Origin of the sequence: Dactylosporangium sp. NPDC000555, assembly GCF_040300025.1 — a bacterium.
Classification (GTDB): Bacteria; Actinomycetota; Actinomycetes; order Mycobacteriales; family Micromonosporaceae; genus Dactylosporangium.
Genome location: NZ_JBEPDB010000050.1, coordinates 26,536 through 53,050, shown reverse-complemented (window position 1 = coordinate 53,050; position 26,515 = coordinate 26,536). Strand labels below are relative to the sequence as shown.

Sequence of the window (26,515 nt, the reverse complement as noted above, 5' to 3'; positions counted from 1 at the left end):
CCCCCGAGACCGGTGGAGACGCTATGACCACAGTCGAAGAAGTCACCCAGAAGAGTCCGGAAACACTGCTGCTGGAGGAGCTGTCCACGGCGCTGGACCGGCTGACGGCCGGCGATTTCAAGATCCGGCTGAGCCGGCGCGACGGGCTGCCCGGCGAGGTGGTCGAGCGCTTCAACCGGCTGGCGGAGATGAAGCTCCGGCACACGCGAGACGTGCTGCGCATCAGCCGGGTCGTCGGGCGCGAGGGTCGCATGACCGAGCGGCTCGACGAGGAGGGCTTCGAGGGCGCCTGGCTGGACCGCATCCACGCGGTCAACTCGCTCATCGACGACCTGGGGCGCCCGACCACGGAGATCGCCCGCGTGATCGTGGCGGTGGCCGAGGGCGACCTCACCCAGCAGTTGGCGCTGGAGATCGACGGGCGGCCGCTGCGCGGCGAGTTCATGACGATCGGCCGCACGGTCAACACGATGGTCGACCAGCTCTCGTCGTTCGCCGACGAGGTGACCCGGGTGGCCCGCGAGGTCGGCACCGAGGGCAAGCTCGGCGGACAGGCCCAGGTCACCGGCGTCGCCGGCACCTGGCGCGACCTCACCGACTCGGTGAACTCGATGGCGGCCAACCTGACCGGCCAGGTCCGGTCGATCTCGATGGCGGCGACGGCCGTGGCGCGCGGCGACCTGTCGCAGAAGATCACGGTGAGCGCGAAGGGCGAGGTCGCCGAGCTGGCGGAGACGATCAACTCGCTGGTCGACACGCTGCGGATCTTCGCCGAGCAGGTGACCCGGGTGGCCCGCGAGGTCGGCACCGAGGGCAAGCTCGGCGGCCAGGCCGACGTGCCGGGCGTCGCCGGCACCTGGAAGGACCTCACCGACAACGTCAACTCGATGGCGTCCAACCTGACCAGCCAGGTCCGCAACATCGCCCAGGTCGCCACCGCCGTGGCCCGCGGCGACCTGTCCCAGAAGATCACCGTCGCGGCGCAGGGCGAGATCCTGGAGCTCAAGGACACCGTCAACACGATGGTCGACCAGCTCTCCTCGTTCGCCGACGAGGTGACCCGCGTGGCCCGCGAGGTCGGCACCGAAGGCAAGCTCGGCGGCCAGGCCCAGGTCACCGGCGTCGCGGGCACATGGCGCGACCTCACCGACAACGTCAACTTCATGGCGTCCAACCTGACCAGCCAGGTCCGCAACATCGCCCAGGTCTCGACGGCGGTGGCGCGCGGCGACCTGTCCCAGAAGATCACCGTCGACGCCCGCGGCGAGATCCTGGAGCTCAAGTCCACCGTCAACACCATGGTCGACCAGCTCTCCTCCTTCGCCGACGAGGTCACCCGCGTCGCCCGCGAGGTCGGCACCGAAGGCAAGCTCGGCGGCCAGGCCCAGGTCACCGGCGTCGCGGGCACATGGCGCGACCTCACCGACAACGTCAACTTCATGGCGTCCAACCTGACCAGCCAGGTCCGCAACATCGCCCAGGTCGCCACCGCCGTGGCCCGCGGCGACCTGTCCCAGAAGATCACCGTCGACGCCCGCGGCGAGATCCTGGAGCTCAAGTCCACCGTCAACACCATGGTCGACCAGCTCTCCTCCTTCGCCGACGAGGTCACCCGCGTCGCCCGCGAGGTCGGCACCGAAGGCAAGCTCGGCGGCCAGGCGCAGGTGCGGGGCGTCGCCGGGACATGGCGCGACCTGACCGACAACGTGAACTTCATGGCCTCCAACCTGACCGCCCAGGTCCGCAACATCTCCCAGGTGGCGACGGCGGTGGCCCGCGGCGACCTGTCGCAGAAGATCACCGTCGACGCGCAGGGCGAGATCCTGGCCCTGAAGTCGACGGTGAACACCATGGTCGACCAGCTCTCCTCCTTCGCCGACGAGGTCACCCGCGTCGCCCGCGAGGTCGGCACCGAAGGCAAGCTCGGCGGACAGGCGCAGGTGAAGGGCGTGTCCGGCACCTGGCGGGACCTGACCGGCAACGTCAACTCGATGGCGTCCAACCTCACCAGCCAGGTCCGCAACATCGCGCAGGTGACCACGGCGGTGGCCCGCGGCGACCTGTCCCAGAAGATCACCGTCGACGCGCACGGCGAGATCCTCGAGCTCAAGAACACCGTCAACACCATGGTCGACCAGCTCTCCTCCTTCGCCGACGAGGTCACCCGCGTGGCCCGCGAGGTCGGCTCGGAGGGCAAGCTCGGCGGACAGGCCCAGGTACGCGGCGTCTCCGGCACCTGGCGCGACCTCACCGAAAACGTCAACCAGCTCGCCTCGACGCTGACCACCCAGCTGCGCGCCATCTCGCAGGTGTCCACGGCGGTGACCCGCGGCGACCTCACCCAGCGGATCGCGGTCGAGGCGCTCGGCGAGGTGGCCGAGCTCAAGGACAACATCAACCAGATGATCGTGACCCTGCGCGAGACCACCAAGAAGAACGCCGAGCAGGGCTGGCTCGACTCCAACCTGGCCCGCGTCGGCGGCCTGCTGCAGGGCCAGCGCGACCTCGGCGAGGTCTGCCGCATGATCATGGCCGAGGTGACGCCCCTGGTCGACGCCCAGATCGGCGCGTTCTTCCTGTCCGGCGCCGACGCCGCGAGCGGGCTGCGGCTGCGCCTCGAGGCGTCGTACGGGTTCGTGGCTCCCGGCGCCGACATCAGCTTCGCCCCCGGCGAGGGCCTGATCGGCCAGGCGTCGCTGTCGCGCCGGGCGATCCGCGTGAAGGCCGCGCCGAACAGCCGGCTGCAGGTGCGCTCCGGCCTTGCCGAGACCCCGCCGGCCGACCTGGTCGTGCTGCCCGTGCTGTTCGAGGGTGAGCCGCTCGGCGTGATCGAGTTCGGCAGCGTGTCGCCGTTCAGCGACCTGCACCTGGCGTTCCTCGACCGGCTCGTGGTCACGATCGGCGTGGCACTCAGGACCATCCTCGCCAACCGGCGCACCGAGGAACTGCTGTCGCAGTCCCAGCGGCTGGCCCTCGAGCTGCAGGACCAGTCGGCGGAGCTGCAGCGCACCAACGCCGAGCTCGAGGAGAAGGCGACGCTGCTGTCGGAGCAGAAGGGCAACATCGAGAAGCAGAACCGCGAGATCGAGATGGCGCGCCTCGGCCTGGAGGAGAAGGCGCAGCAGCTCGCGCAGGCCTCGCAGTACAAGTCGGAGTTCCTGGCCAACATGAGCCACGAGCTGCGGACCCCGCTCAACTCGATGCTGCTGCTGTCCCGCCTGCTCGCCGACAACCCGGACGACAACCTGACCGCCCGGCAGATCGAGTTCGCCGCGACCATCCACAACGCCGGCTCCGACCTGCTGGCGCTGATCGACGACATCCTGGACCTGTCGAAGATCGAGGCCGGCCGGATGGACGTCGAGCCGGGCGAGGTTTCGTTCGAGGACATCCGGGCGTATGTCGAGCAGGCCTTCGCCCCGCAGGCCGAGGACAAGGGCCTCGACTTCACCGTGGTGGCCGATCCCGCGCTGCCGCCGGCGATCGTCACCGACCCGCAGCGGCTGCAGCAGATCCTGCGCAACCTGGTCTCCAACGCGGTGAAGTTCACCGACCACGGCTCGGTGACGCTGGCCATCGGGGTCGCGCCGGCCGGGCTCGCCTTCTCCGCGCCGACGCTGGCCGGCGCTCGCCGCGTGATCCAGTTCGCGGTCTCCGACACCGGCATCGGCATCTCCGACGACAAGGTGGCGCTGATCTTCGAGGCGTTCCAGCAGGCCGACGGCACGACGAGCCGCAAGTACGGCGGCACGGGGCTCGGCCTGTCGATCAGCCGCGAGCTGGCCCGCCTGCTCGGCGGCGCGATCGGCGTGACGTCCGAGGTCGGGAGCGGGGCCATCTTCACGCTGTACCTGCCGGACGTCATCGCGACCGAGGTGATGCCGGCCATCCACCCGGTCCCGGCCCAGCCGCAGTCCCAGCCACAACCCCAGTCGCCGCCCGGACGTCAGCTGTCCGCCGCACCGATGCTGCGCTCGCTGCCGGCGTCGGAGCGCCGCCCCACGGCCGCGGCCCACCAGCTCGACGGCGCCACGGTGCTCATCGTCGACGACGACGTGCGCAACGTGTTCGCCCTGACCAGCGCGCTCGAGCTGCACGGGATGACGGTGCTGTACGCCGACAACGGCACCGACGGCGTCCGGATCCTCTCCGAGCACCCCGGCGTGAACATCGTGCTGATGGACGCGATGATGCCCGACCAGGACGGCAACGAGACGACCCGCGCGATCCGCCGCAACCGCCGCTTCGCCGACCTCCCGGTGGTGTTCCTGACCGCGAAGGCGATGCCCGGCGACCGGGAGTCCTCGCTCGCCGCGGGCGCGAGCGACTACATCACCAAGCCGGTCGACCTCGACGAGCTGCTTGACGTGATGGCCGCTTGGGTGAATGGGGATGGCCGCGCGGTGTAAGTTGCCTCAGACGACACCGGGAAACTTCGCGAAGGGAGCGGCATCCTTGACTGGACCGGATCGGCCGGCGAAGGTGCTGCTCGTCGACGACCGGCGGGACAACCTGCTGGCCCTGGAGGCGATCCTGCAGGGCCTGCCGGTGCAGACCGTCGGCGCCGACAGCGGCGAGGAGGCGCTCAAGTGCCTGCTCGTCGACGATTTCGCACTGATCCTCCTCGACGCTCAGATGCCCACGATGGACGGCTTCGAGACGGCCCGGCACATCAAGCGCCGCGAGCGCACGCGCCACGTGCCGATCATCTTCCTCACCGCCGCGGACCGGGACTCGCATCTCGCGCTGCGCGGCTACGCCGCCGGCGCCGTGGACTACCTGACCAAGCCGTTCGACCCGTGGGTACTGCGCGCGAAGGTCTCCGTCTTCGTCGAGCTCTGGACGATGACGCAGCAGCTGGCGGCGCAGTCGGAGCTGGTCCGCGCGCGCGAGGCCGAGCTGCGCCACGCGGGCGTGGCCCTCGATGAGGCGACGGCGCTGCTGAAGGGCGCCCTGGCCGCGGACGGCGAGCTGGGCCGCGAGCAGGTCGAGAAGGCGATGGCCGCCCTGGCGAAGGCCCGAGCCAACCTCTGATCGCCCGCCGGGCGCGCGGCGTTATGACTCTTGGATCATCAGCGCGTTGCGCAGGCCGGTGATGTCCAGGACGCGGATCAGGAACGCGCCCACGTTGACCAGCACCAGATAGCTCTGCGCCAGCGTCGCCTTCCGGCTGAGCACCACCAGCGTCCCGAGCCCCTGCGAATCGCAGAATGTCACACCGGCCATGTCCAGCACGACCCGCGCCGGGGGCTCGTTCAGCACATCGTTCACGGCCGCGGCCAGCCGCGGCACCGTCGACATGTCGATCTCACCCGTCAGCGCCACCACGGTCTCGGTCGGGGCGCGGTGTACGGAAACGGAGAGATCGGGGCGATCCACCGCCACAGCCTATATCTGACCCGCCCCCGCAGTGGTCTCGGGCACACGGGCCCGAGGGCCGCGCGGAGCCGGTCCGGCGCGGCTGTCAGAATGGGCAGGCTGTGACCGATTTTGACGCCGCCGGTCTCGGCCCGCACGCGGGTGACGCGCCGGCATCGCAGGCCCTGTTCGACCGTGCCCAGGCCATCGTGCCGGGTGGGGTGAATTCACCTGTCCGGGCATTCCGGGCAGTCGGAGGCACTCCGCGCTTCATGGTCAGCGGCTCCGGCTGCTGGCTCACCGACGCCGACAATCGGCGCTACCTCGACCTGGTCTGCTCGTGGGGACCGCTGATCCTCGGCCACGCTCATCCCGAGGTCGTCGCGGCGATCACCGCCGCGGCCGCGCGCGGCACCAGCTTCGGCACGCCGACGCCCGGCGAGGTCGCGCTCGCCGAGGAGATCGTCGCGCGCACGCCCGTCGACCAGGTGCGCCTGGTCAACTCCGGCACCGAGGCGACGATGAGCGCCCTGCGGCTGGCGCGCGGGTTCACCGGGCGGCCGAAGGTGGTCAAGTTCTCCGGCTGCTACCACGGGCACGTCGACGCGCTGCTGGTCGCGGCCGGCTCCGGGGTGGCCACGCTCGCGCTGCCCGACTCGCCCGGCGTGACGGGGGCGGCGGCCGGCGACACCCTGGTCCTGCCGTACAACGACGTCGCCGCGGTCGAGGCGGCCTTCGAGGCCCACGGTGACCAGATCGCCGCGGTCATCACCGAGGCGGCGGCCGGCAACATGGGCGTCGTCGCCCCGCGCGACGGGTTCAACGCGAAGCTCGCCGAGCTCGCACACCGCCACGGCGCGCTGCTCATCCTCGACGAGGTCATGACCGGTTTCCGGGTCAGCCGCTCCGGCTGGGCGGGGCTCGAGCCGGTGGACGCGGATCTGTATACGTACGGCAAGGTCATGGGCGGCGGCATGCCGGCCGCGGCGTTCGGCGGGCGCGCCGAGATCATGGGGCGACTGGCCCCGGCCGGCCCGGTGTACCAGGCCGGGACCCTCTCCGGAAACCCGCTGGCCTGTGCCGCGGGCCTGGCGACGCTGCGCCTGGCCACCCCGGAGGTCTACGCCCGCCTGGACGCGACCGCGGTCACGATCGGCAAGCTCGCCTCCGAGGCGCTTTCCGCCGCGGGTGTACCGCACGTGCTGTCCTCCGCCGGCAGCATGTTCTCGATCTTCTTCACCGACCGGCCGGTGCACTCGTTCGCCGACGCGCAGACACAGGACGTGGGCGCGTTCCGGGCCTTCTTCCACGAGATGCTCTCCCGCGGCGTGTACCTCCCGCCGAGCGCGTACGAGTCCTGGTTCGTCTCCACGGCGATCGACGACGAGGGGCTCTCGGTGCTCGAGGCGGCGCTGCCCCACGCGGCGCGAGCCGCGGCGCAGGCTGGGACCCAGCGGGCATGAAGACCGTCGTCCACATGCTGCGCCACGGCGAGGTCTACAACCCGGACAAGGTGCTCTATGGCCGCCTCCCCGGCTACCGGCTCTCCGAGCTCGGCGTGCAGATGGCCAAGGCCGCGGCCGAGGCGGTGTCCGGCCGGGACATCACCCACCTGGTGGCGAGCCCGCTGGAGCGCGCCCAGCAGACCGCCGCGCCCTTCGCCGAGCAGCTCGGCCTGACGACCGCGATCGACGACCGGCTGATCGAGAGCGCCAACTTCTTCGAGGGCAAGCGGGTCAGCGTGGGCGACGGCGCGCTGCGCGACCCGCGCAACTGGTGGGTGCTGCGTGACCCGAGGACCCCGTCCTGGGGCGAGGCCTACACGGCGATCGCGGCGCGCATGTTCGCCGCGCTGATGGCGGCCCGCGAGGCGGCGGAGGGACATGAGGCCGTGTGCGTATCCCACCAGTTGCCGATCTGGACGCTGCGCCGGCACGTGGAGAAGAAGCGGCTGTGGCATGACCCGCGCCGCCGCGAGTGCGCCCTGGCCAGCATGACCAGCTTCCACTTCGAGGACACCAAGATCGTCGGCATCGCGTATTCCGAGCCCGCCGCCCACCTCATCGCGCTGTCGGCCTCGGCGCGCCAGGCCAAGGGGGCGTGACCGATGCGACGCCTCCTAGCCGCCGTCGCGGTGACCGCGACCCTGCTGGCCCTCGCGGCCTGCACCGGCAGCGCGCCGAAGAATGCGCTCGGCAGCCGCAAGATCGCGGCCGCCGACCGGGTCGCCGCGCCCGCGATGCGCGGCGAGTTCATGGACGGCAGCGGCCAGTTCGACCTGTCCCAGCACAAGGGCGAGGTCGTGGTCGTGAACTTCTGGGCCTCGTACTGCCCGCCGTGCCGCACCGAGGCGCCCGAGCTGGAGAAGGTGCTCGCCGCCACGAAGGACCGGGGCGTCACCTTCGTGGGCGTCAACGTGCGCGACCAGCGCAGTCAGGCCGACGCCTACCTGGCCGACGTCAAGCCCACGTACGGCAGCATCTTCGACCCGTCCGCCTCACTCGCGCTGGACTTCAGCGTGCCGCCCAACTCGATCCCGGCCACGCTGGTGATCGACAAGGCCGGCCGGATCGCCACTGTCATGCGCTCCTCGGTCGACCAGAAGCTGCTCGAACCGATCGTCCGCGACCTGCTGGCCGAGTCGTGACCGCGGGCGGCCCGACATGACGACCGTGCTCGCCGACGCCAGGACAGTCGCCGAGAGCGGCCCGCTGCTGGCGGCGATCGCCATCGCCGTCCTGGCCGGCCTGGCCAGCTTCCTGTCCCCCTGCATCCTGCCCCTGGTACCGGGCTACCTCTCCTACGTCACCGGCCTGGCCGGCGCCGACCTCGACTCGGGCCAGCGCCGCGGCCGGGTGCTCGCCGGCGTCGGCCTGTTCATCGCCGGCTTCGCCGCGGTGTTCATCGGGCTGATCGTGCTCGCCACCCAGGCGGCGATGTCGCTGATAATGCACCGCCGGCTGATCGAGGTGATCGCCGGCGTGGCCGTGATCGTGCTCGGCCTGGCCTTCATGGGCCTGGTGCCGGGCCTGGAGCGGCAGTGGCGCATCCAGCGGCTGCCGGCGGCCGGCCTCATCGGCGCGCCGGTCTTCGGCATGGTGTTCGCGCTGTCCTGGGCCCCGTGCACGGGGCCGACGCTCGGCGCCGTGATCGCGCTCGGCTCGACCAGCGGCTCGCAGGCCCGCGCGGTCACGCTGGCCACCGCGTACTCGCTGGGCATCGGCATCCCGTTCATCGCCGTCGGGCTGGGCTTCCAGCGACTCATCGGGGTCATCAAGTTCATCCGCCGCAACAGTCGCTGGGTGACCCGCGTCGGCGGCGCGCTGCTCGTGCTGGTCGGGATCGCCCTGGTGACCGGCGTCTGGAGTTCCCTCATGATCGCGCTGCAGTCCAACCTCGGGCCCGGATCGGTGCCGATCTGATGCGCTGGCTCTACCACACCACCGTGGCCGTGAGCCGCCGTGCCTGGCGCCAGCTGACCAGCATGCGCACCGCGCTCGTGCTGCTGTTCCTGCTCGCCGTGGCGGCGATCCCCGGCTCGGTGCTGCCCCAGCGCACCGTGTCACCGGAGAAGGTCCGCACCTATCTGGACACGCACCAGCAGTGGGGGCCGACGCTCGACCGGCTCTTCTTCTTCGACGTGTACGGGTCACCGTGGTTCTCGGCGATCTATCTGCTGCTGTTCGTCTCGCTGGTCGGCTGCCTGGTGCCGCGGTTCCGCTCGCACATCACGGCGCTGGTGAAGCAGCCCCCGAAGGCTCCGAAGCGGCTCGACCGGCTGCCGGCGCACACCACGCTGCCCGGCCCGGCCACGCCGGAGACCGCCGACCGCATCCGCCGGGTCCTGAAGAAGCGGCGGTTTCGCACGACCGTGCGGCGCGACGGCGACGTCACCGAGATCTCGGCCGAGAAGGGCTACCTCAAGGAGACCGGCAACCTGGTCTTCCACTTCGCGCTGCTGTCGCTGCTCCTCGGCGTCGCGTACGGCTCGTGGTTCGGCTGGCACGGCAACCGCCTGCTGGTGCGGGGCGACGACTTCGCGTTCTGCAACACGTTGCTCAACTACGACGAGCACGCCCTGGGCGCGCAGGTCGGCGAGAACGACCTGCCCCGCTTCTGCCTGCGCATGGACAAGTTCACCGCGACCTACCTGCCCAACGGCCAGCCGATCAGCTACCGGGCCGACGTCAACGTGAAGCAGCACGGCCGCGAGAGCAACCAGGTGCTGCAGGTCAACGACCCGCTGCGGCTCGACGGCGCGAACGTGTCGCTGCTCGGTCACGGGTACGCGCCGATCCTGAAGTACACCGACAAGTACGGCAAGTCGTCGGTCAACGTGACGCCGTTCCTGCCGAGCGACGGATTGCTCACGAGCCAGGGCGTGGCGACGTTCCCGGACGTCAACATCAACCCGCAGACGGGCACCCGCGACGACAAGTCGCAGATCGGGTTCTCCGGCGTCTACGTGCCCACGCTCCCGTCCGACCCATCGGTGAACTCTTCGGCCTTCCCGGCCGAGAACGACCCGAGGATCATGCTGCAGACGTACCAGGGGGTGCTGGGCTTCGACGCCGGCGCGCCGCTGTCGGTGTACACGCTGGACACCCGCCAGATCGAGGCCGGCCGGCTCACGAAGTTCGGCAGCCCGATGGCGCTCAAGCCCGGCGAGACCGGCACCCTGCCGGACGGCACGACGGTCGAGTTCGCCGGCACGGTCCAGTGGATCAGCATCTCGATCCGGCACGACCCGGGCCAGCCGATCGTCCTCGGCGGCTCGGTCGCGCTGCTGGTCGGCCTGCTCGGCTCGCTGGGCGGCAAGCGCCGCCGGATCTTCTTCCGCATCTCTCCCACCGGCGTCACGGCGGGCGGCCTGCCCCGCAGCGACTACCCCGGCTTCGCCGACGAGTTCGACGAGATCGTGCGCGCGACCGCCCCTGCCACGAGCGTCCCGGAGCAGGTGCCGCAGACTGAGGACGTCGAGGAGGTTGTGTGATGGGTGCGCTGTCCGACCAACTGCTGGTCGTCACGATCTTTTGCTATGTGCTCGCCATGATGGCGTCCGCGATCGAATACGCCTTCGGCGGCCGCAGCCTGGTCGCGCGCGTCGCGACGCGCGCGGCCGTCCCGGTCGGCGCCGGCGTCGGTGCCGGCGGTTCGCTCCCCCCGGCCGACCTCCCCGAGATCCCGGCGACCTCCTCCGAGGTCCCGGCGGAGACGCCGGAGCGCTCGGTCGGCGCACGTCGGGCCGGCGTCGCCGCGGTCGTGCTGACCGTGCTCGGCTTCGCGGCCCACCTCGCCGCCGTGGTCGCGCGTGGCATCGCGGCGGAGCGCGCCCCGTGGGGCAACATGTACGAGTTCGTCATGACCGCCACCCTGGTCGGCGTGACCGCATGGCTGGTCGTGCTCGTCAAGTGGACCAGCCTGCGCCACCTGGGTGTGTTCGTCACGCTGTCCGCGGCGGTCCTGCTGTCGATCGCCGGCATGACCCTCTACGTCGCGGAGGGCCCGCTGGTCCCGGCCCTGCACTCGTACTGGCTGGTCATCCACGTCGGCGCCGCCTCGATCGCGTCGGGCATCTTCCTGGTCGGCTTCGTGACCGCCGCGATGCACCTGATCCGCTCGGGCCACGAGGCCGGCAAGACCCGCTTCCCGTACTCCCTGGGCGAGCGCCTGCCGCAGGCCGACGCACTGGAGCGCGTGACGTTCCGCATCCACGCCTTCAGTTTCCCGATCTGGACCTTCGGCGTCATCGCCGGCGCCATCTGGGCCGAGGCCGCGTGGGGCCGCTACTGGAACTGGGACCCGAAGGAGGTCTGGTCCTTCATCGCGTGGGTCGTGTACGCCTGCTACCTGCACGCCCGCTCGACCCCGAGCGTGAGCCGCCGCCTGACGAGCTGGATCGCCGTGATCGGCTGGGCGACGATGCTGGTCAACCTGTTCGGCGTCAACCTGGTCGCCAGCGGCCTGCACTCCTACGCGGGCGTCTGATCGCGGCGGGGGCGGGGCTACTTCGCCTTCGTGATGGACGTGGCGGTGACCGAGCCGTCGGCGGTCTGACCCTGGACGGTGACGGTGGAGCCCGCCGTCAGGTCCTTCAGCGCTCCGGGCGTCGAGACCGTCGTCTTGTCGCTGGTCTTCACGATGACCGTGTTGCCGTCCGGGGTCTCGATGTACACCGTGGTGCCGTCGACGAGCTTGACTGTGCCGGTGACGCCGCCGCGGGTGCCGCCGCCCCCGGTGCCGCCGGTTCCGCCGTTGCCGCCGCCCGGGAAGCCTTGACCGCCGCCGCCCGGGAAGCCCTGCCCGCCGCCACGGTTGGCGAAGGCGCTCGCCAGGGCGGCCGGGTTGGCCCCGCCGGGAACGGCCGCGGCCGGTGCGGTGCCGTAGCTCTTCTGCACCTGGGCGCCCCCGACGAAGCCGACGACCACGAGCGCCAGGCCGGCCAGGACGTACGTGGCGCGGTTGGCCAGGCGCCGTGGCGCGGCCTTCGAGAGCCGCTCGTTGAGGTCGTCGTCGAGCGCCGGACTCGCGAGCAGATCGGGCTCAGCCGACACCGCTGAGTCCGGTACCACCACGGGCAGCGTCTCCGTGTCCGCGTCGGCGTCCGCGTGCTGCGGACTGCCGTACGGGGAGACGTTGTCGGACGGGTGCGCCTCCGGCCGGCGGAAGGGCGAAGCGGCCTGGGTCACGGAAAACTCCTCGTCGACTGCCGCGCGGGTGGGACCGGGCTGCGGCGCCCGCGGGGATTCGGGCACCGCAGCCAGGACCCGCCCGCGCGGAGGCTGGCGTCACTCATAACGGAGGGCCTCGATGGGACGGAGCCCCGCCGCCCGGCTGGCCGGGTAGCTGCCGAAGAACAGGCCGATCGCCACCGAGAAGCCCAGCGCGAGGGCGACCGAGCTCGGCACGATGACCGGCTTGATGCTGACGATCGTGAACCGGCTGCCGATGACCGCGGCGAGCACGCCGAGCAGGCCGCCGATGACCGAGAGCACCGTGGCCTCCACCAGGAACTGGGTGAGGATGGTGCGCTTCGGGGCGCCAAGCGCCTTGCGGATGCCGATCTCGCGGGTGCGCTCGGTCACCGTCACCATCATGATGTTGGTGATGCCGATCCCGCCGACCAGGAGGCTGATCCCGGCGACGGCGCCGAGCAGCAGCGTGAACGTCTGCGCGGTGTTCGCCCGGGTCTCGAGCAGCTGCGACTGGTTGAGGATTCGGTACGCCGAGCTCGTCGACGAGCCGCTGATGTTGAGCTTCTCGTTGAGGATCGCCGTGATCTCCGCCTGCGCATCGGCGACCGCGTCCGGCGAGGTGGCCTGCACGAGGAGCTGATTGAGCGAACCGTACCCGGTCAGCGACTCCTGCACCGCGCTCACCGGCGCCACGGCGACGTCATTGGGGTCGTTGAAGCCGCTGCCGCCCTTCTGGGCGAGCACCCCGACGACGGTGAAGAGCTTGCCGGAGACGGTGATCTGCTTGGACAGCGGGTCGACGTTGCCGAAGAGCTCCTCGACGACGGTCGAGCCGATCACGACGACCTTGCGGGACTCCTTGACGTCGTCGTCGGTGAACAGCGCGCCCTTGGCGACCTTGAAGTTGGACGCGCCCACATATCCGGGATAGGTACCGACGAACTGCGTGATGGTGTGGTCGGTGCCCTCGTAGGTCGCCGACTGCGACCCGTTGACCACCGGCGACACGCTCTTGACGTGCGGCGCCTCGTCCTTGTCCGCCAACGCCGGCACGAGGTCCATGCTCAGCGCGGTGTTCTGCGTCGAGGCGGCCCCGCGGGTACCGCCGCCGGCCGTCACGGTCAGCGTGTTGGTGCCCAGCGACTCGATCTGCTTCTGCACCGCCTGCGCGGAGCCGTTGCCGACCGCGACGAGCAGGATGACGGCCGCCACGCCGATGAGGATGCCCAGCACGGTGAGGCTGGAGCGCAGCTTGTTCGCGGTGATCGCGCGCAGCGCGAAGCGGACGGTCTCGAAGATGTTCACTTCAGCCGCTCATCCTGGACGATGCGTCCGTCGACCAGCCTGATCAGTCGCTTCGCGCGCTCGGCGACGTCCGGCTCGTGGGTGATCAGCACGATGGTCCGGCCCGAGTGGTTGAGCCGATCGAACACGGCCAGCACGTCGCTGGTGGACTGGGTGTCGAGGTTGCCGGTCGGCTCGTCGGCGAGCACCAGAGCCGGCGCGGTGACCAGCGCCCGGGCGACCGCGACGCGCTGCTGCTGGCCGCCGGAGAGCTGGTTGGGCTCGTGGTCCTCGCGCTCGGCCAGGCCGACCATGCCCAGTGCCATCCGGGCCCGGCGGCGCCGCTCGGCCGCCTTGACGCCGGCGTAGGCGAGCGGCAGCTCGACGTTGGCCAGCGCGGTGGTGCGGGCGATGAGGTTGAACGCCTGGAACACGAACCCGATCCGCCGGTTGCGCACCAGGGCGAGCTGGCGGTCGGTGAGCCGGCTGACGTCGACGCCGTCGAGGAGGTACCGCCCGCTCGTCGGGATGTCGAGGCAGCCCAGGATGTTCATCAGCGTCGACTTGCCGGAGCCGGACGAGCCCATGATCGCGACGTAGTCGCCGCGCTCGACGGTGAGCGACACGCCGCGCAGGGCGTGCACCTCGGTCTCGCCCTGCCCGTAGATCTTCTTGACATGGTGGATGTCGAGCACCGGACCGCTCATGTCAGTTTCCTCTGCGGACCACGCCGCCACCACCGGGGAAGTTGCCGCCGCCGCCCGGGAAGTTGCCGCCGCCTGGGAACTGCTGGTTGTTGGGGCCCGTGGTCGACGTGGTCGTCCTCGTGGTGACCACGACCTGGTCGTCGGCCCGCAGCCCCGACTTGACCTCGACGAAGCCGCCGCCGGTGATGCCGACCTCGACCTGACGCTCCTCGTTCTGCCCGTTGACCTGCACCGTGACCGTGCGCTGGCCGCCGGCGGTGCGCAGCGCCGCGCTCGGGATGCGCAGCACGTTCTGCGCCTCGGCGACCGTCACGACCGCGGTCGTGCTCTGCCCCAGCCGTACCCCGTCGGGAAGGGAGTCCAGCGTGATCACCACCGCGTAGGAGTTGACATTGTTGCTGGTCGTGGCCGTGGGCGCGATGGTGCTGACCTTGCCCGTCGCCCGCGTGCCGCTCAGCGCGCTCCACGTGATGCCGGCGGTCTGGCCGGCCTTGAGCTTGGTCGCGTCCGACTCGGCGAAGCTCGCGTCGATCTGCAGCTTCGACAGGTCCGCCAGCTGGATGAAGCCGCTGCCGGAGCTGGAGCTGGAACTGGAGCCGGACGCGGGGTTGTTGCCGCTCCCGCCACCCGACGAGGACGAGCCGGACGACGACGAGCCGACCGCGCCGTTGACGGCGGTGACGGTGCCGGCGATCGGGGCCGTCAGCACCGTGCCGCTGACCGTCGCCTGCGCCGAGGCGACGTTGGCCTGCGCGGTGGCGACCTGCGCCTCCGCGGAGGCGATCGTGGCGTCGTCGGCGTTGTTGTTCCGGGCGCGGGTCAGCGCGGCCTTCGCGGCGTTGAGGTTGGCCTTCGCGGTGTCCAGCGCGGCCTGCGCGGCGGCCGGGTCGACCTTCGCCAGCGTCTGGCCCTTGGTGACGACATCGCCGACCTTCACGGCGACCTCGGTCACGGTGCCGGAGGTGGTGAAGTTGGCGTTGGCCGTGGACGCGCTCGCCACCGAGCCGGACGCGGAGACGGTCTGCGAGACCGTGCCCTGCGTGACGGCGACGACGCGGGTGCGCGTACTGGTCGTCCCCGGGTCCGCGCCGGCGGCCGGTCCGCTGATGATCTGGTACGCCCAGAAGACGCCACCGGCCACGGCGAGCACGAGCGCGGCGTTCACGAGGATCACGGAGTTGAGCCGTGGCCGGCGCGAAGACGGCAGCGACAAACGCATGAGGGGAATCGTCGTGGGCCTCGCTCGGAGCGACCCTCAGCGAACCTCGGAGTTCCCTCGGAATCCGGTTGCCCGCATTTCTACGGATTCGTCCGGAGCGTCATCGAGGTCGATGTCCACCTCGCCGTCGTCGAACTCCGGCATGTCGAGGGCCGGCAGCAGCACCCGGAACGTCGCACCCTGCCCGGGCGCGGTCCACAGCTCGACGCGCCCGCGGTGCGCCTGCACGATCGAGGCGACGATCGACAGCCCGAGGCCGGCGCCGCCGGTCCGCCGCGAGCGGGAGCCCTCCGCGCGGTACAGCCGCTCGAAGACGCGCACGGCGTCCTCCGGCCGCATCCCGGGCCCGCTGTCGGTGACCTCGATGGCGCCCAGCGCAACGTCCTCGGGCAGCGGGGCGCCGACCGTCGCGATCGGCAGCATCTTCGCCGGCCCGGCCCGCCCGACCCGGACCACGATCCGGGTGTCCTCCGGCGTGTGCTGCAGCGCGTTGCTGATCAGGTTGGCCACGACCTGGCGCAGGCGAGCCTCGTCGCCCTCCACGGTCACCGGCTCGAAGGTCACCGAGCGCTCGTCGAGCGCGGCGAGCTGCACGAACCGGGTCGGCACCCGCACGTGAGCGTCGCGCACCGCGTCGGCGGCGACGGCGAGCAGGTCGACGGGGTGCTGCTGCAGCGGGCGCTCCTCGTCGAGCCGGGCCAGGGTCAGCAGATCGTTGACGAGCAGACGCATCCGGCTGACCTCGGCGTCGATGCACTCCATCGCCTCGTCGAGGGCCGGGCCCGGCGGAGCGCCGCCCCGGCGGTACAACTCGGCGAACCCCTGAACGCTGGTGAGCGGCGTCCGCAGCTCGTGCGCGGCGTCGGCGAGGAACTGCCGGAGCCGCCGCTCCGACGCGGCACTCTCGTCGACCGCCCCCTCGATGCGGGTCATCATCGTGTTGAGCGCGATCCCGAGCCGCCCCGACTCGGTGTGCGAATCGGCGTCGTCGACGCGCCGGGACAGGTTGCCGGCGGCGATGTCGGCCGCGGCCTCCTCCATCCGGGTCAGCGGCGCCAGCCCGACGCGCACCAGCGTCGCGGTGGCGAGGCCGACGAGGATCAGCAGCGCCGCGCTGACCCCGGAGGTGTACTGGACCATCTGCTCCTGCGTCGCCTTGACGTCGGCGAGGGAGATGGCGAACGCCAAGTAGCCGGTCCCGTTCGACGACGAGAAGATCCGGACCCGCCACTGCGCCGTCGGCCCGTCGACGGTGAACGGCTCGGGGTTCGCCGCGCGCCCCTTGATGTCGCCGAACAGCTTGGGGTCGACCAGCGGCGTCTCGCTGTTCTCCAGCCAGCCGTCGGCGTTGAAGCGGTAGATCTGGAAGTCGGGGCCGGGTGAGAAGACGCCCTCGGACCGCTTGTTCTGCGTCGTGTAGCCGTTCGTCGGCCGCACCCGTGGCGGAGCCATGAGCTGCTGGTCGACGCGCTGCATGAGGTACCAGTTGAGCAGCAGCACGCCGATGACGTTGGCGACGATCAGGGCCACCGCGGCGATCGACACGACGGAGACGACGATCCTGGTGCGGACCGTCCATTGTCTCCAGGGCCGCGGTAAGGGCCGCAGCGTCACGCCTCGGTTCTCGGCAATCGCAGCGCGTAGCCGACGCCGCGCACGGTGTGGATCAGCGGCGGGTCCCACTTGTCGATCTTGCGACGCAGGTAGTACACGTAGGACTCGACGATCCGGCCGTCGCCGCCGAAGTCGTAGTTCCAGACGCGGTCGAGGATCTGCGCCTTGCTGACCACGCGGCCGGCGTTGGTCAGCAAATACCGCAACAGGTTGAACTCGGTCGGCGACAAGTCCACCCGGCGGCCGCCGCGGCGCACCTCGTGGGCGTCCTCGTCCATCTCCAGGTCGGCGTAGCGCAGCACCCCGCCGTCGACGAGCTGCTGCTGCTCGCCCAGGCTGCGGCGCAGGATCGCGCGGATCCGCAGCACGACCTCCTCGAGGCTGAACGGCTTGGCGACGTAGTCGTCGGCGCCGACCGTGAGCCCGGAGATGCGATCCTCGACCGAGTCCCGCGCGGTCAGGAACAGCACCGGCACCGGCCGGCCGCTGGTGCGCAGCCGCTGCGCGACCTCGAAGCCGTCCAGGTCGGGCATCATCACGTCGAGCACGACGAGGTCCGGGCCGTACTCCGCGGCCGCCGCCAGCGCCTCGCGCCCGCCGGTCGCGACCCGCACCTCGAAGCCGGTCAGTCGCAGCGTGGCCGACAGCAGGGCACGAATGCTCGCCTCGTCGTCGACGACGAGGACCTTGGGACGGCGTTCGGTCGCCTGGGACACGGTTACAGGCATCGGCTCCATCGTCACTGACCCGCCGTCAGGATCTCGTCGCCTTGGGCAAGTCCGCTCTTGATCTCGGTGTTGACGTCGCCGCGCAGCCCGGTCTCGACGGCCCGCTCCTCGTCCTTGCCGTTGACCCGCACCGTCACATAGCCGTTGTGCACGGTGGTTGACGGCACCGACAGCACGTTGTCCACGGACGCGGTGACTACAGCGACAGTAGCGCTCTGGCCGTACAGGAGCGTATCGGGCACCTTCTCGAAGGAGATCAGGGCCGCGTACCGCACGAGGCGGTTGGACGCCGTGCCGGCGGGATCGATCTGCATGACCTTTCCGTCGTACTTCGTGCTGACGTCGTTCGGCAGCGTGATCGTCGAGGCCTGGCCGACCCGCAGGTGGGCCACCTCGGCCTCGGTGAACTGCGCCTTGACGACCACGTCGCCGGCGCCGGCCAGCGTGATGACGTTGGAGCCGGCCTGGCTGCCGACGGTGCCGTTGACCGCGAGGATCCTGCCGCCGACGGGCGCCTTGATGACGGTGCCGGCGAGCTTGGCGTTGGCCTGGGTCAGGCTGAGCCGGGCGTTGTTGAGCCGCTGCTGGGCGTTCATCAGGTTGTCGCTGGTCGCCTGGATCTGGTTGGCCCGGCTCTGCGCGGTGTTCTGGGTGCCGGTGTTCTGGGTGCCGGTGTTCTGGGTGGTGCCGCCGGCGGGGCGGGAGGCGGCGGTCGACGGCGTCGGGGTCGCGGTGGGTGCGGCGAGCGCGGTGTCGTGGGCCTGCTGGGCGCGGTTCAGCGCGTCCTGGGCGGCGGAGACGTTCTGCGTGGCCTGGTCGGCCACGTCCTGCGCGGACGAGGCGTCGATCTTCGCGAGCACCGCCCCTTCGGTGACCACGTCGCCGGGCTTGACGTTGAGGTCGGTGAGCGTGCCGTTCGACGTGAAGCCGAGGCTGCGGCTCGCCTGCGCCTGCACCGTGCCGGAGGCGGACGCCGTGGTGGTCACCTGACCGCGCGTCACCTTCACCGTGCCGACCTTCACCGGCGCCGGCTTGTCGTCGCCGGTCAGCACGACCGCTGTCACGGCCGCGGCCGCGAGCGCGGCGGCGCCTCCGGCCAGCCACCAGACCTTCATGGGTCAGTAGTTCAGCCGGTCCTCCTCCCGGCTACCTGGGCCGGGCCTCAAAGTTCCCTGAGAGCCGCGGGCCGGGTGGGCGACCGGGCAATTCACCGCATACCCCGGCGGATCACCCCGCCGGTTGTGATGCAATTTTGAGGTTCGATCGACTTCGCGTCGAGGTTCGCGCCGTTGCATCACACAGGTGACGAACAAGCGGATCGGTGGCGCCGCACTCGCGCTCGCCGCGGTGGCCCTCTTCGCCGCCGCCTGCGGCTCCTCCGACGACAAGGCTCCGGCCGCCGCGAGCGCGTCCGGAGGCAGCGACTACGCGTCGTGCCTGCGCCACAACGGCGTCGACCTCCCGCAGTTCAACGCGTCGAACCGCCCGACGGCCCGCCCGTCCGGCCACCGCTCCGGCCAGGCGCGCCCGTCCGGCGAGCCACGCCCGTCGGACGGCGGCGCCTTCCGCGGCGGCCCGGGCGGCTTCTCCGGCTCGGTCGCACCGAGCGGCGTCGATCAGCAGACCTGGGAGAAGGCGCAGAAGGCGTGCGAGTCGCTGCGCCCGACGGCGTTCCCGGGCGGTGGCAACGGCAACCGCGGTGGGGGTGGCCGCGACGCGGCGTACCGCAACTGCCTCAACGAGCACGGCGTCACCGTGACCGGCCCGACGGACCAGCTTGACACCGCGGACGCGAAGGTCGCCGCGGCGGTGGAGGTCTGCGCACCGCTGAAGCCGAGCCCACGCCCGTCGGCCTCCTGACCCAGCTCCGCTTCGACCCTCCCCCGCCGGCGCTCGTCCAGACCGCCCGCCCGGTCGGTCGCCGGATCCGACGGACCACTCCGTCGGGTCACTGCGCCCGGCGACCGCCCGGGTGGGCCCACGCACCCGACGATCCGGCTTCCCAGCGGGTCGCCCACCGCGAGCAGGCATGATTCCCGGGTGCGCCGGCGTCGCACCCTCTGTGCGCCGATCCCGCGGCCGCAACCAGGCAACATCCGGACATCGTGGGAGTGTCGGGACGCCGCGGTCGCGAGATCGGCGCCGGAAACGCGTGTCGGCCCGCGTGGCGGGTCGTTGCGCACGGTATGGAAGCGCTGGACACCTTCTCGCGGACGTTCCTGCCGGCCACAGCGCTGGCGAAGCTGTCGGGCGGCACGGTCGCGCGGCACGTCCAGATACTGCGGCGCTGCGCCGGGAACCGCGACGCGGTCGCCGTCGTAGCCCGATGCACCACGCGAGGGCGGCGCCGCAACGTGCTGATGCTGACCCGCGGCCGGCTGGTCGTCACGAGCGAGTCCGCGGTACTGCGCCGCGTGAGCCTCCACCTCAACGCCGACCTGCACCAGCTCGCCGACGTCACCTGGACCCCCGAGCCCGACCGCACCGGCATCCAGCTCGGCCTCACCGCGATCGACGGGGTGCGCGAGAACTTCTGGGTGCGCCTGGGCAGTACCGCTGAGATGTGGCGCCTCGACGAGGCCCTCCGGCAGGCGTTCCGCACGCCGTGGGGCGTGATCGAGCCGGCCCGCCAGACCGTCCCGCACGCCGCGGTGGCGGCCCGCCCCGAGCTCCGCCTGGCATAGACCAGGCCCCGCACGTGCTGATGCGCCAGGGGTCTTATGTCAGGTTTGCCGCACGGGAGCCGAGGTAATTGGGCCGATTGGCCCGATTCCGAGGAGGTATCCGATGAGACGCTCGCGGATAGGCTTACTCTGCGGCGCGGTGGCACTGACGTTCGTCGGCGCGTTACCGCCAGCGGCGGCGGTGGCACAACCCACCCCAACCCCCGAAACCACATCGTCCGCGCCATCCCACCACGACATGCTCAAGGGCGTGCTGCACGGCGAGGGGATCGTGCAGACCACCAACGGGCCGGTCCGGGTGGCTATGCAGCGGGGCGCGGCGACAAACGTGACGCCCACGTCGGTGACGGTCCATTCGTCGGACGGCTTCACGCGGGCGTGGACCCTGAACAACAGCGTCAGGGTGTACGACAAGCGGCACACGCTGGAGCCGAGCGCCCTGAAGACGGGCGCCCAGGTGTCGGTGGCCGGCACCGCGCCGGTGAGCGGCGGGCAGCCCGGTGGGTCCCCGGCCGCCGCCGCGTTCACCGCGAAGTGGATCCTGGTCCAATCGTCGTGACCAACGAAAGGTCCGGCGACCGCGGTCGCCGGACCTTTCGGATCTAGCCGCGCAACTCGGCGACGCAGCACTTCACGCTGCCGCCGCCCTTCTTCAGCTCCGTGAGCTCCACCGGTACCGGCGTGTAGCCCGCCTCCCGCAGCCGCACCGCGAGCGCCGTCGCCTCGCTGCTCAGCACCACGTTGTGGCCGTCGGAGACGAGGTTGAGGCCGAACGCGAGCGTGTCGTCCTCGGTGGCGATGATCGCCGACGGGAACAGCTGCCGCAGCACGCGGCGCGACGACTCGGAGAACGCGCCCGGGTAGTACGCGACGTTCTCGTCGTCCAGCGGTGCGAGCGCCACGTCGAGGTGGTAGAAGCGCGGGTCGATCAGGCGCAGCGAGACCACCGGCCGGCCCAGCGCCTCCTGGGCCTCGGCATGCGCGGCGACCTCGGTGCGGAAGCCGTGGCCGGCCAGCACCAGCCCGCCGAGCGCCGCGGGCAGGTAGGTGAAGTCGCCCTCGCCCTCGTTGGTCTCGGACGGCGTGACGAACCGCCAGCCGAGTGTGTCGTAGAAGCGGCGATGCGCGGCGGCCTCGGCCATGCGCTGCGGGTACTTGAACCGCGCGCCGTACACGACGCCGTCGACCGAGAACGCGCCGTTGGCCGCGTAGACCATGTCCGGCAGGCCGATCTCCGGCGTCAGCACGTGGACCTCGTGGCCGAGGCGGACCAGCGTCTCGCGCAGGCCCTCCCACTGCTTCACGGCCAGCTCGGTGTCCACCGCGGTGTTGGTGTCCATCCAGGGATTGATCGCGTACTCCACCACGAAGTGCTCGGGTGGCGACATCAGGTACGACCGCCTCACGACATCAAACGGTAGATACCCTGGGGTACGCAAAACAGCAAGAAGGCTTGCTTTCAAGGAGGGATTCGTTGCGCCTCGACGCGATCGACCAGCGAATCATTGCGCTACTGCAGGAGGACGCCCGTTCATCGTATGCGGAGATCGGCGAGAAGGTCGCGCTGTCCGCCCCGGCGGTGAAGCGACGCGTCGACCGGCTGCGATCCAGCGGAGTGATCCGCGGCTATACGGCCCTCATCGACCCCGGCGCGGTCGGATGGACCACCGAGGCATTCGTCGAGCTGTTCTGCACCGGCCGCACCTCGCCGCAGCAGATCCGCGCGGCGGCCAAGCGCCATGCGGCGGTCGTGGGGGCCTACACGGTCTCCGGCGAGGCCGACGCGCTCGTCCACCTGCGGGCGATGGACATGGCCGGGCTGGAGGAGGCCCTGGAGAAGCTGCGCGCAGAGCCGTTTGTAACCTCCACGCGCAGCATGATCGTACTGTCCCGGCTGGTGGAGACCCTCGCACCGCGAATGGTGACGGACCCGGGAACCGCGGGGGCCCCGCCGCCGTCCTAAAGCCATGAACCGCGCCGCCGTCACGCTGAGCGCCGCCTGCCTGGTCCTGGCTTCAACGACAGCCGGCTGCACGTCGGGTGCCGCGACCGCCGACAGGCCGGGCCCCGCCACCCAACCGGCCGGGCCCGCGCCCGCTCTCCGCCTCGCCGCGTACGACTCCTGCGACGAGCTGCTCCGCGGCCTGCGGACGGCGACCCAAGAGGCGGTCACGCCGTGGGGGCTGACCGGCTCGATGCGCATGTTCAACGGCGATCCCCTCGCGAAGGGAGGCATGCCGGAGGCCGCCGCGGTGCAGGCCGACACCGCCGGTGCCGCCGAGCGCGGGGCGGGCGCCGACCAGGCGTACTCCGGCACCAACACCCACGAGGCCGGCGTCGACGAGCCGGACCTGGTCAAGACCGACGGCAAGCGGATCGTCACCATCACCCACGGCGGCACGCTCACCGTCGTCGACGCCGCCTCGCGCAAGATCGCCGGCACACTGACGCTGTCCGGCGCCAAGGACCGGCACAGGGCGATGGCGGCGAGCGAGCTGCTGCTGTCCGGCGACCGCGCGCTCGTGCTCGGCTACGACTACTCCGACCTTCGGCTCGCCGGGGCGCTGCTGACCCTGGTCGACCTGGCCGGCGCGCCGAAGGTCGTGGGCAGCTACCGCATCGACGGCGCGCTCGTCGACGCCCGGCAGGTCGGCAGCGTCGCCCGGGTCGTGATCCGCTCCGGCCCGCAGTTCGACTTCCCCGACTACGCGGCCTACGCCGGCGACGACGCCCGGCTGGTCACCAACCGCTCCGTCGTTGCCTCCGCGCCGATCTCCGCCTGGCTGCCCCGGTGGGACTCGGTGGACGCCTCCGGCAAGCGCACCGAGGGCCGGGTCGACTGCGGCGCGGTGAGCCTGCCGGACACGTACTCGGGCACGTCCATGCTCACGATCGCCACCTTCGACCTGGCCGCGGCCGCCCTCGGCACCGGCGACCCGATCTCGGTCGCGGCCGACGGCGGCTTCGTCTACGCCAACGGCCCGAGCCTGTACATCGCCAATGACCAGCGCTGGCGCACGGTCTCGCCGATCGCCGGGCGGGCCGGTGGCGCCGCGGTGCCGCAGCGCACCCAGCTGTTCAAGTTCGCGATCGCGGGCACGGCGCGGCCACAATACGTCGCCGCCGGCGAGGTGCCCGGCTGGCTGCTCAACCAGTACTCGCTGTCGGAGTGGGACGGCCGCCTGCGCGTGGCGACGACCGGCAACGACGCCTCGGCCGTCTACGTGCTGGAGCAGCGCGGCGGCGCGCTCGGCGAGGCGGGCCGGATCGGCGGGCTGGGCAAGGGCGAGCGCATCTACTCCGTGCGCTTCACCGGCACCGTCGGCTATGTGGTCACGTTCCGCCAGACCGATCCGCTCTACACGCTCGACCTCTCCGACCCGGCCCGGCCCCGCGCCGTCGGCGAGCTGAAGATCACCGGCTACTCGGCGTATCTGCATCCGGCGGGCGACGGCCGGCTCATCGGCGTCGGGCAGGAGGCCAACGACAAGGGCCGCGTGCAGGGCCTGCAGGTGTCGCTCTTCGACGTGCGCGACATGGCCGCCCCCGCCCGCCTGGCGCAGTTCCACATCCCGGGCGCGTCGTCACCCGCCGAGTTCGACCCGCACGCGTTTCTTTACTGGCCGGCGTCGGGGCGGCTCGTCGTACCGACATATGCCGGCGGGCAACCGAAGGTCCTGGTCCTGACCGTGGCCGACCGGTCGCTCACGCAGGCGGGCGCCGTCACCCATCCGATTCGGCAGTCCGCGATCCAGCGCTCGCTCGTCATCGGTGGCACCCTGTGGACCCTGTCCGACCAGGGCCTGCAGGCCAACGACCTGGCGACGCTCGCCGAGCAGGCATGGATCACGTTGGCTTAGAGATACATCCCGGTGCGCTCGCTGTCGCTGGTGATGGCCTGCTTCGGCTTGTCGCCCTCGCCGAAGAACCGCTTGCCGCCGAACTCGCCGTGCAGCCGGTCGTCGAGCTCGTCGGCCAGCCCGGTCATCACCTGCACGGCGAGCATGAGGTGCGTGGCCTGGAAGTCGCGCCCGAACACCGGGACGCTGGCCCAGACGGTGTCGTTGGTGCAGTACAGCCGGCCGATCGGCATCCGGTTGGTCAGCTCGGACAGCTTCACGTAAAGCCGCTCGGTCGGCTCGACCTCGGTGAGGATCGGCGAGAAGACGTCGACCAGCGGCGGGTTGTCGCGCACGCGCACGAACACCATCGCCGAGCCGGACCGGATGCCGATGTCCCCGTCGGGGTCGATCGGCAGCTCCTCGGGCGTGGTCTTCATCAGCCGGGCGACGACGGTGGTGACCTTGTCGTACAGCGGGAGGTCCTCGGTCTGCTCCGCGAGCTCGGCGAGGGCGCCGGCCGTCCCCGGCCGGACCACGTCGACGACGCCGTCCCCGTCGGCGTCGAGCACCGACGCGATCGACCGCGCGACCCCGAGGACCGGCACCGGAGCGACCCGTCCCTCGCTGTCGTGCGCCAGGTAGGTGAGAAACGCCGGGTGCGGCGCGCCGTAGATGTCCCGCAGCGTGCGGGTGATCAGGCGGCTCAGCTGCGCCGAGTCGCCCTTGCCGACCCGTAGCCCGAACGACTCTCCCGAGCCGGCCGTGACCCCCGGCGGCGACCAGCCGAGCGCCACGATCTCGGCGATGACGCTACGGTCGAGCCGATACGCGGCGGGCAGGTCCGCGTTGCTGACCGCGGTCGCCGCGAGCTGGTCGCCGTCCTCGCCGGTCACCTGGATCGAGTACACCGCATCGCCGGTGCCCGAGGCGGTGGGGTCCAGGGTCAGGTCGAGCGTGGTGCCGGCCGAGAGGTCGCGCAGCCCGTCCACGAGGTGCCGCGCGAAGTCCCGCCAGGCCTCGGCGACCTTCTCCTTGAGGTTGCCGCCCGCGGGGTCCTCGTCATCGAACAACGCGTTTTCAAACGACGCGGCGTCGTCCCGCTCACCAGCCATGATCGCCTCCCTATACCCCGCCTCACCCTATCCAGAGTCGATCGCTCACTCGGAAGGGGTGGCCAACCGGCTCAGTTCCTCCCGCGAACGCCGCAGGTCCGCCCCGCGTCCCACGGCCACCCCGAGCAGGAAAGCCGTCAGCGGCGCGCCCGGCCGGGCGACGTTGTGCGCCACGTCCCGGGCGAGGTCGAGCACCGCCGCTCGAGCCGCCGCGTCGGGCGCCTCGACCCCGAGCACGCCGGCGGCCTCGACCAGCCACCGCTCCAACACGTCGTCACTCACTCGCATCCATCCTTCGCAGATCTTCCTCGGTATCGCAGTCGAAGTAGGGCGGCCGCGGCCGGTCCCACCGCACTTCCCGCACATCGAGCCCCGCGACGAGCGCGCGCAGCGAGGCCCCCTCCACCACGCCGTGCCGGGCGATCGCCTCCGCCAGGGCGGAGGTCCGCCAGACGCCGCACAGCAGCTGCCGCCGCCCCTCCCCGTCGAGGAACACCGCCCCGTCGACGCCGCCCTCGTCCACGGCCCGCACCAGCACCTCGATGCTCTTGCCCGTGAGCAGCGGCAGATCCGCCGCGAGCAGGGCCACCAACCCAGGAGCGGCCTGATCGCCCCCAGGCGGCACAGCACGCGGGGCGACCAACCGAGCGGCCGGATCGTCCCGGGGTGACACAGGGCGTGTCAGGGCGCCGAGCTCCGCGAGCCCGGCAGCGGCCGCGGCCACGGGCCCGCCCCCGGCCGGCTCCTCCCGCACGACTCGCACGGCACCGGGCAGCCCCTCTCGCCCCGGCCCGACAACGACCCTGGGCTCCGCGCCCACCTGGGTCACCGCGGCCAGCACGCGGTGGAGCATCGGCACCCCGCCGACGGCCACCATCGGCTTGTCCCGGCCACCGAGCCGTCGCGCCCGTCCACCCGCGAGAATCACCGCCGCGAGCCGCGCGGGCGCCGGGTCCAGGTGGCCGTCGCGCATACGGAGAACCTACCGTCGAGCTGAAACCGAAACACGCTCCGGCAGAAGGGCGGCACCATGGGCCGCGTCACGCAACGCCGCACCATCGTCCGCGTCACCATCGCCCCGCACCGCGAAACACCGGCACCGCAAACCGAACCCCCCACAACGCCCGACCAAGCGCACGCCGCAACGCCAGCCGCGCAGGCCGGAACGAAGCCCGCCGCGCACGGCAGGACGCGCGCCGCAACGCCAGCCGCGCACACCCCGCCGGACACAACACCCGACAGAACGGACACAACGCCCGGCCAAGCGCACGC

General features: G+C 71.4%; 25 protein-coding genes. 13 read left to right on the top strand and 12 right to left on the bottom strand.

Annotated elements, in window-relative coordinates:
* The first annotated feature begins 23 nt into the window (after positions 1-23).
* Positions 24-4,409: a HAMP domain-containing protein gene (locus ABT297_RS26745; protein ID WP_350554438.1), complete on the top strand. Its 4,386-nt coding sequence runs from the start codon at positions 24-26 to the stop codon at positions 4,407-4,409.
* A gap of 46 nt (positions 4,410-4,455) precedes the next feature.
* Positions 4,456-5,034 carry a response regulator gene (locus ABT297_RS26740; RefSeq protein WP_350554436.1) on the top strand — a complete coding sequence of 193 codons (579 nt, stop codon included), beginning with the start codon at positions 4,456-4,458 and terminating at the stop codon, positions 5,032-5,034.
* A 21-nt stretch (positions 5,035-5,055) separates the two neighbouring features.
* Here ABT297_RS26740 and ABT297_RS26735 read toward each other — a convergent pair whose 3' ends face one another.
* On the bottom strand, positions 5,056-5,379 hold the full coding sequence (locus ABT297_RS26735; protein ID WP_350554463.1) for an STAS domain-containing protein: 324 nt from the start codon (positions 5,377-5,379) through the stop codon (positions 5,056-5,058).
* A 101-nt stretch (positions 5,380-5,480) separates the two neighbouring features.
* Between ABT297_RS26735 and hemL the strand changes: the two genes are divergently transcribed.
* Genes hemL through ccsB form a run of 6 tightly spaced genes read left to right on the top strand, consistent with a single transcriptional unit; the run spans position 5,481 to position 11,346 of the window.
* On the top strand, positions 5,481-6,821 hold the full coding sequence (gene hemL / locus ABT297_RS26730; protein WP_350554434.1) for a glutamate-1-semialdehyde 2,1-aminomutase: 1,341 nt from the start codon (positions 5,481-5,483) through the stop codon (positions 6,819-6,821).
* Positions 6,818-7,462 (top strand): histidine phosphatase family protein, encoded by a 645-nt coding sequence (locus ABT297_RS26725; protein ID WP_350554432.1) that lies wholly within the window; start codon positions 6,818-6,820, stop codon positions 7,460-7,462. The genes hemL and ABT297_RS26725 overlap by 4 nt, the downstream gene beginning before the upstream one ends.
* A 3-nt stretch (positions 7,463-7,465) precedes the next feature.
* Positions 7,466-8,005, top strand: a complete 540-nt coding sequence (locus ABT297_RS26720; protein WP_350554430.1) for a TlpA family protein disulfide reductase — start codon at positions 7,466-7,468, stop codon at positions 8,003-8,005.
* A gap of 16 nt (positions 8,006-8,021) precedes the next feature.
* The gene (locus ABT297_RS26715) at positions 8,022-8,780 is read left to right on the top strand and encodes a cytochrome c biogenesis CcdA family protein (protein ID WP_350554428.1); all 759 of its coding nucleotides are present in this window, start codon (positions 8,022-8,024) and stop codon (positions 8,778-8,780) included.
* Positions 8,780-10,351, top strand: coding sequence for a cytochrome c biogenesis protein ResB (gene resB / locus ABT297_RS26710; RefSeq protein WP_350554426.1), 1,572 nt, complete (start codon positions 8,780-8,782; stop codon positions 10,349-10,351). Before ABT297_RS26715 ends, resB begins: the two co-directional genes overlap by 1 nt.
* Positions 10,351-11,346: a c-type cytochrome biogenesis protein CcsB gene (ccsB, locus tag ABT297_RS26705; RefSeq protein WP_350554461.1), complete on the top strand. Its 996-nt coding sequence runs from the start codon at positions 10,351-10,353 to the stop codon at positions 11,344-11,346. Before resB ends, ccsB begins: the two co-directional genes overlap by 1 nt.
* 17 nt (positions 11,347-11,363) lie before the next feature.
* Here ccsB and ABT297_RS26700 read toward each other — a convergent pair whose 3' ends face one another.
* The 7 genes from ABT297_RS26700 to ABT297_RS26670 all read right to left on the bottom strand — a co-directional run bounded on the left by ABT297_RS26700 (position 11,364) and on the right by ABT297_RS26670 (position 18,720).
* Complete coding sequence (locus ABT297_RS26700) at positions 11,364-12,047, bottom strand: hypothetical protein (RefSeq protein ID WP_350554424.1); 684 nt, start codon at positions 12,045-12,047, stop codon at positions 11,364-11,366.
* 99 nt (positions 12,048-12,146) lie between these two features.
* Complete coding sequence (locus tag ABT297_RS26695; RefSeq protein ID WP_350554422.1) at positions 12,147-13,358, bottom strand: ABC transporter permease; 1,212 nt, start codon at positions 13,356-13,358, stop codon at positions 12,147-12,149.
* On the bottom strand, positions 13,355-14,044 hold the full coding sequence (locus tag ABT297_RS26690; protein ID WP_350554420.1) for an ABC transporter ATP-binding protein: 690 nt from the start codon (positions 14,042-14,044) through the stop codon (positions 13,355-13,357). The genes ABT297_RS26695 and ABT297_RS26690 overlap by 4 nt, the downstream gene beginning before the upstream one ends.
* Before the next feature lies 1 nt (position 14,045).
* A complete protein-coding gene (locus ABT297_RS26685; protein ID WP_350554418.1) occupies positions 14,046-15,263 on the bottom strand; it encodes an efflux RND transporter periplasmic adaptor subunit in 1,218 nt (405 codons plus the stop codon).
* A gap of 36 nt (positions 15,264-15,299) precedes the next feature.
* Positions 15,300-16,877 (bottom strand): sensor histidine kinase, encoded by a 1,578-nt coding sequence (locus ABT297_RS26680; RefSeq protein WP_350554416.1) that lies wholly within the window; start codon positions 16,875-16,877, stop codon positions 15,300-15,302.
* Positions 16,874-17,605, bottom strand: coding sequence for a response regulator transcription factor (locus ABT297_RS26675; protein WP_350554414.1), 732 nt, complete (start codon positions 17,603-17,605; stop codon positions 16,874-16,876). The genes ABT297_RS26680 and ABT297_RS26675 overlap by 4 nt, the downstream gene beginning before the upstream one ends.
* An 11-nt stretch (positions 17,606-17,616) precedes the next feature.
* Entirely contained in the window at positions 17,617-18,720 is a 1,104-nt protein-coding gene (locus ABT297_RS26670; protein WP_350554412.1) for an efflux RND transporter periplasmic adaptor subunit, read from the bottom strand.
* Positions 18,721-18,907: 187 nt separating this feature from the next.
* On the opposite strand from ABT297_RS26670, the gene ABT297_RS26665 reads away from it, so the two are divergent.
* The 3 genes from ABT297_RS26665 (at position 18,908) to ABT297_RS26655 (ending at position 20,848) form a co-directional block, all read left to right on the top strand.
* Positions 18,908-19,465 carry a hypothetical protein gene (locus ABT297_RS26665; RefSeq protein ID WP_350554410.1) on the top strand — a complete coding sequence of 186 codons (558 nt, stop codon included), beginning with the start codon at positions 18,908-18,910 and terminating at the stop codon, positions 19,463-19,465.
* Positions 19,466-19,791: 326 nt separating this feature from the next.
* Positions 19,792-20,289, top strand: a complete 498-nt coding sequence (locus ABT297_RS26660; protein ID WP_350554409.1) for a hypothetical protein — start codon at positions 19,792-19,794, stop codon at positions 20,287-20,289.
* Positions 20,290-20,428: 139 nt separating this feature from the next.
* Entirely contained in the window at positions 20,429-20,848 is a 420-nt protein-coding gene (locus tag ABT297_RS26655) for a hypothetical protein (protein WP_350554407.1), read from the top strand.
* A gap of 43 nt (positions 20,849-20,891) precedes the next feature.
* Here the strand turns inward: ABT297_RS26655 and ddaH are convergent, their stop codons facing one another.
* The gene (ddaH, locus tag ABT297_RS26650; protein ID WP_350554405.1) at positions 20,892-21,695 is read right to left on the bottom strand and encodes a dimethylargininase; all 804 of its coding nucleotides are present in this window, start codon (positions 21,693-21,695) and stop codon (positions 20,892-20,894) included.
* A gap of 68 nt (positions 21,696-21,763) precedes the next feature.
* Between ddaH and ABT297_RS26645 the strand changes: the two genes are divergently transcribed.
* Together ABT297_RS26645 and ABT297_RS26640 are read left to right on the top strand one after the other, a co-directional pair.
* Positions 21,764-22,252, top strand: coding sequence for an Lrp/AsnC family transcriptional regulator (locus ABT297_RS26645; protein ID WP_350554403.1), 489 nt, complete (start codon positions 21,764-21,766; stop codon positions 22,250-22,252).
* A 4-nt stretch (positions 22,253-22,256) separates the two neighbouring features.
* A complete protein-coding gene (locus ABT297_RS26640) occupies positions 22,257-24,149 on the top strand; it encodes a beta-propeller domain-containing protein (protein WP_350554401.1) in 1,893 nt (630 codons plus the stop codon).
* Here the strand turns inward: ABT297_RS26640 and ABT297_RS26635 are convergent.
* Genes ABT297_RS26635 through mobA form a run of 3 tightly spaced genes read right to left on the bottom strand, consistent with a single transcriptional unit; the run spans position 24,146 to position 26,171 of the window.
* Positions 24,146-25,243 carry a T3SS (YopN, CesT) and YbjN peptide-binding chaperone 1 gene (locus tag ABT297_RS26635; RefSeq protein ID WP_350554399.1) on the bottom strand — a complete coding sequence of 366 codons (1,098 nt, stop codon included), beginning with the start codon at positions 25,241-25,243 and terminating at the stop codon, positions 24,146-24,148. The two genes, ABT297_RS26640 and ABT297_RS26635, sit on opposite strands and share 4 nt — an antisense overlap.
* A 45-nt stretch (positions 25,244-25,288) precedes the next feature.
* Positions 25,289-25,525: a DUF6457 domain-containing protein gene (locus tag ABT297_RS26630; protein WP_350554397.1), complete on the bottom strand. Its 237-nt coding sequence runs from the start codon at positions 25,523-25,525 to the stop codon at positions 25,289-25,291.
* On the bottom strand, positions 25,518-26,171 hold the full coding sequence (mobA, locus tag ABT297_RS26625; protein ID WP_350554459.1) for a molybdenum cofactor guanylyltransferase: 654 nt from the start codon (positions 26,169-26,171) through the stop codon (positions 25,518-25,520). The genes ABT297_RS26630 and mobA overlap by 8 nt, the downstream gene beginning before the upstream one ends.
* Positions 26,172-26,515 lie beyond the last annotated feature (344 nt).

Coding starts and splice junctions, on each gene's coding strand:
- ABT297_RS26745 (WP_350554438.1), top strand. CDS start 24: ATGACCACAGTCGAAGAAGTCACCCAGAAGAGTCCGGAAACACTGCTG.
- ABT297_RS26725 (WP_350554432.1), top strand. CDS start 6,818: ATGAAGACCGTCGTCCACATGCTGCGCCACGGCGAGGTCTACAACCCG.
- ABT297_RS26720 (WP_350554430.1), top strand. CDS start 7,466: ATGCGACGCCTCCTAGCCGCCGTCGCGGTGACCGCGACCCTGCTGGCC.
- ABT297_RS26715 (WP_350554428.1), top strand. CDS start 8,022: ATGACGACCGTGCTCGCCGACGCCAGGACAGTCGCCGAGAGCGGCCCG.
- resB (WP_350554426.1), top strand. CDS start 8,780: ATGCGCTGGCTCTACCACACCACCGTGGCCGTGAGCCGCCGTGCCTGG.
- ccsB (WP_350554461.1), top strand. CDS start 10,351: ATGGGTGCGCTGTCCGACCAACTGCTGGTCGTCACGATCTTTTGCTAT.
- ABT297_RS26690 (WP_350554420.1), bottom strand. CDS start 14,044: ATGAGCGGTCCGGTGCTCGACATCCACCATGTCAAGAAGATCTACGGG.
- ABT297_RS26685 (WP_350554418.1), bottom strand. CDS start 15,263: ATGCGTTTGTCGCTGCCGTCTTCGCGCCGGCCACGGCTCAACTCCGTG.
- ABT297_RS26675 (WP_350554414.1), bottom strand. CDS start 17,605: ATGCCTGTAACCGTGTCCCAGGCGACCGAACGCCGTCCCAAGGTCCTC.
- ABT297_RS26670 (WP_350554412.1), bottom strand. CDS start 18,720: ATGAAGGTCTGGTGGCTGGCCGGAGGCGCCGCCGCGCTCGCGGCCGCG.
- ABT297_RS26660 (WP_350554409.1), top strand. CDS start 19,792: ATGGAAGCGCTGGACACCTTCTCGCGGACGTTCCTGCCGGCCACAGCG.
- ABT297_RS26640 (WP_350554401.1), top strand. CDS start 22,257: ATGAACCGCGCCGCCGTCACGCTGAGCGCCGCCTGCCTGGTCCTGGCT.
- ABT297_RS26635 (WP_350554399.1), bottom strand. CDS start 25,243: ATGGCTGGTGAGCGGGACGACGCCGCGTCGTTTGAAAACGCGTTGTTC.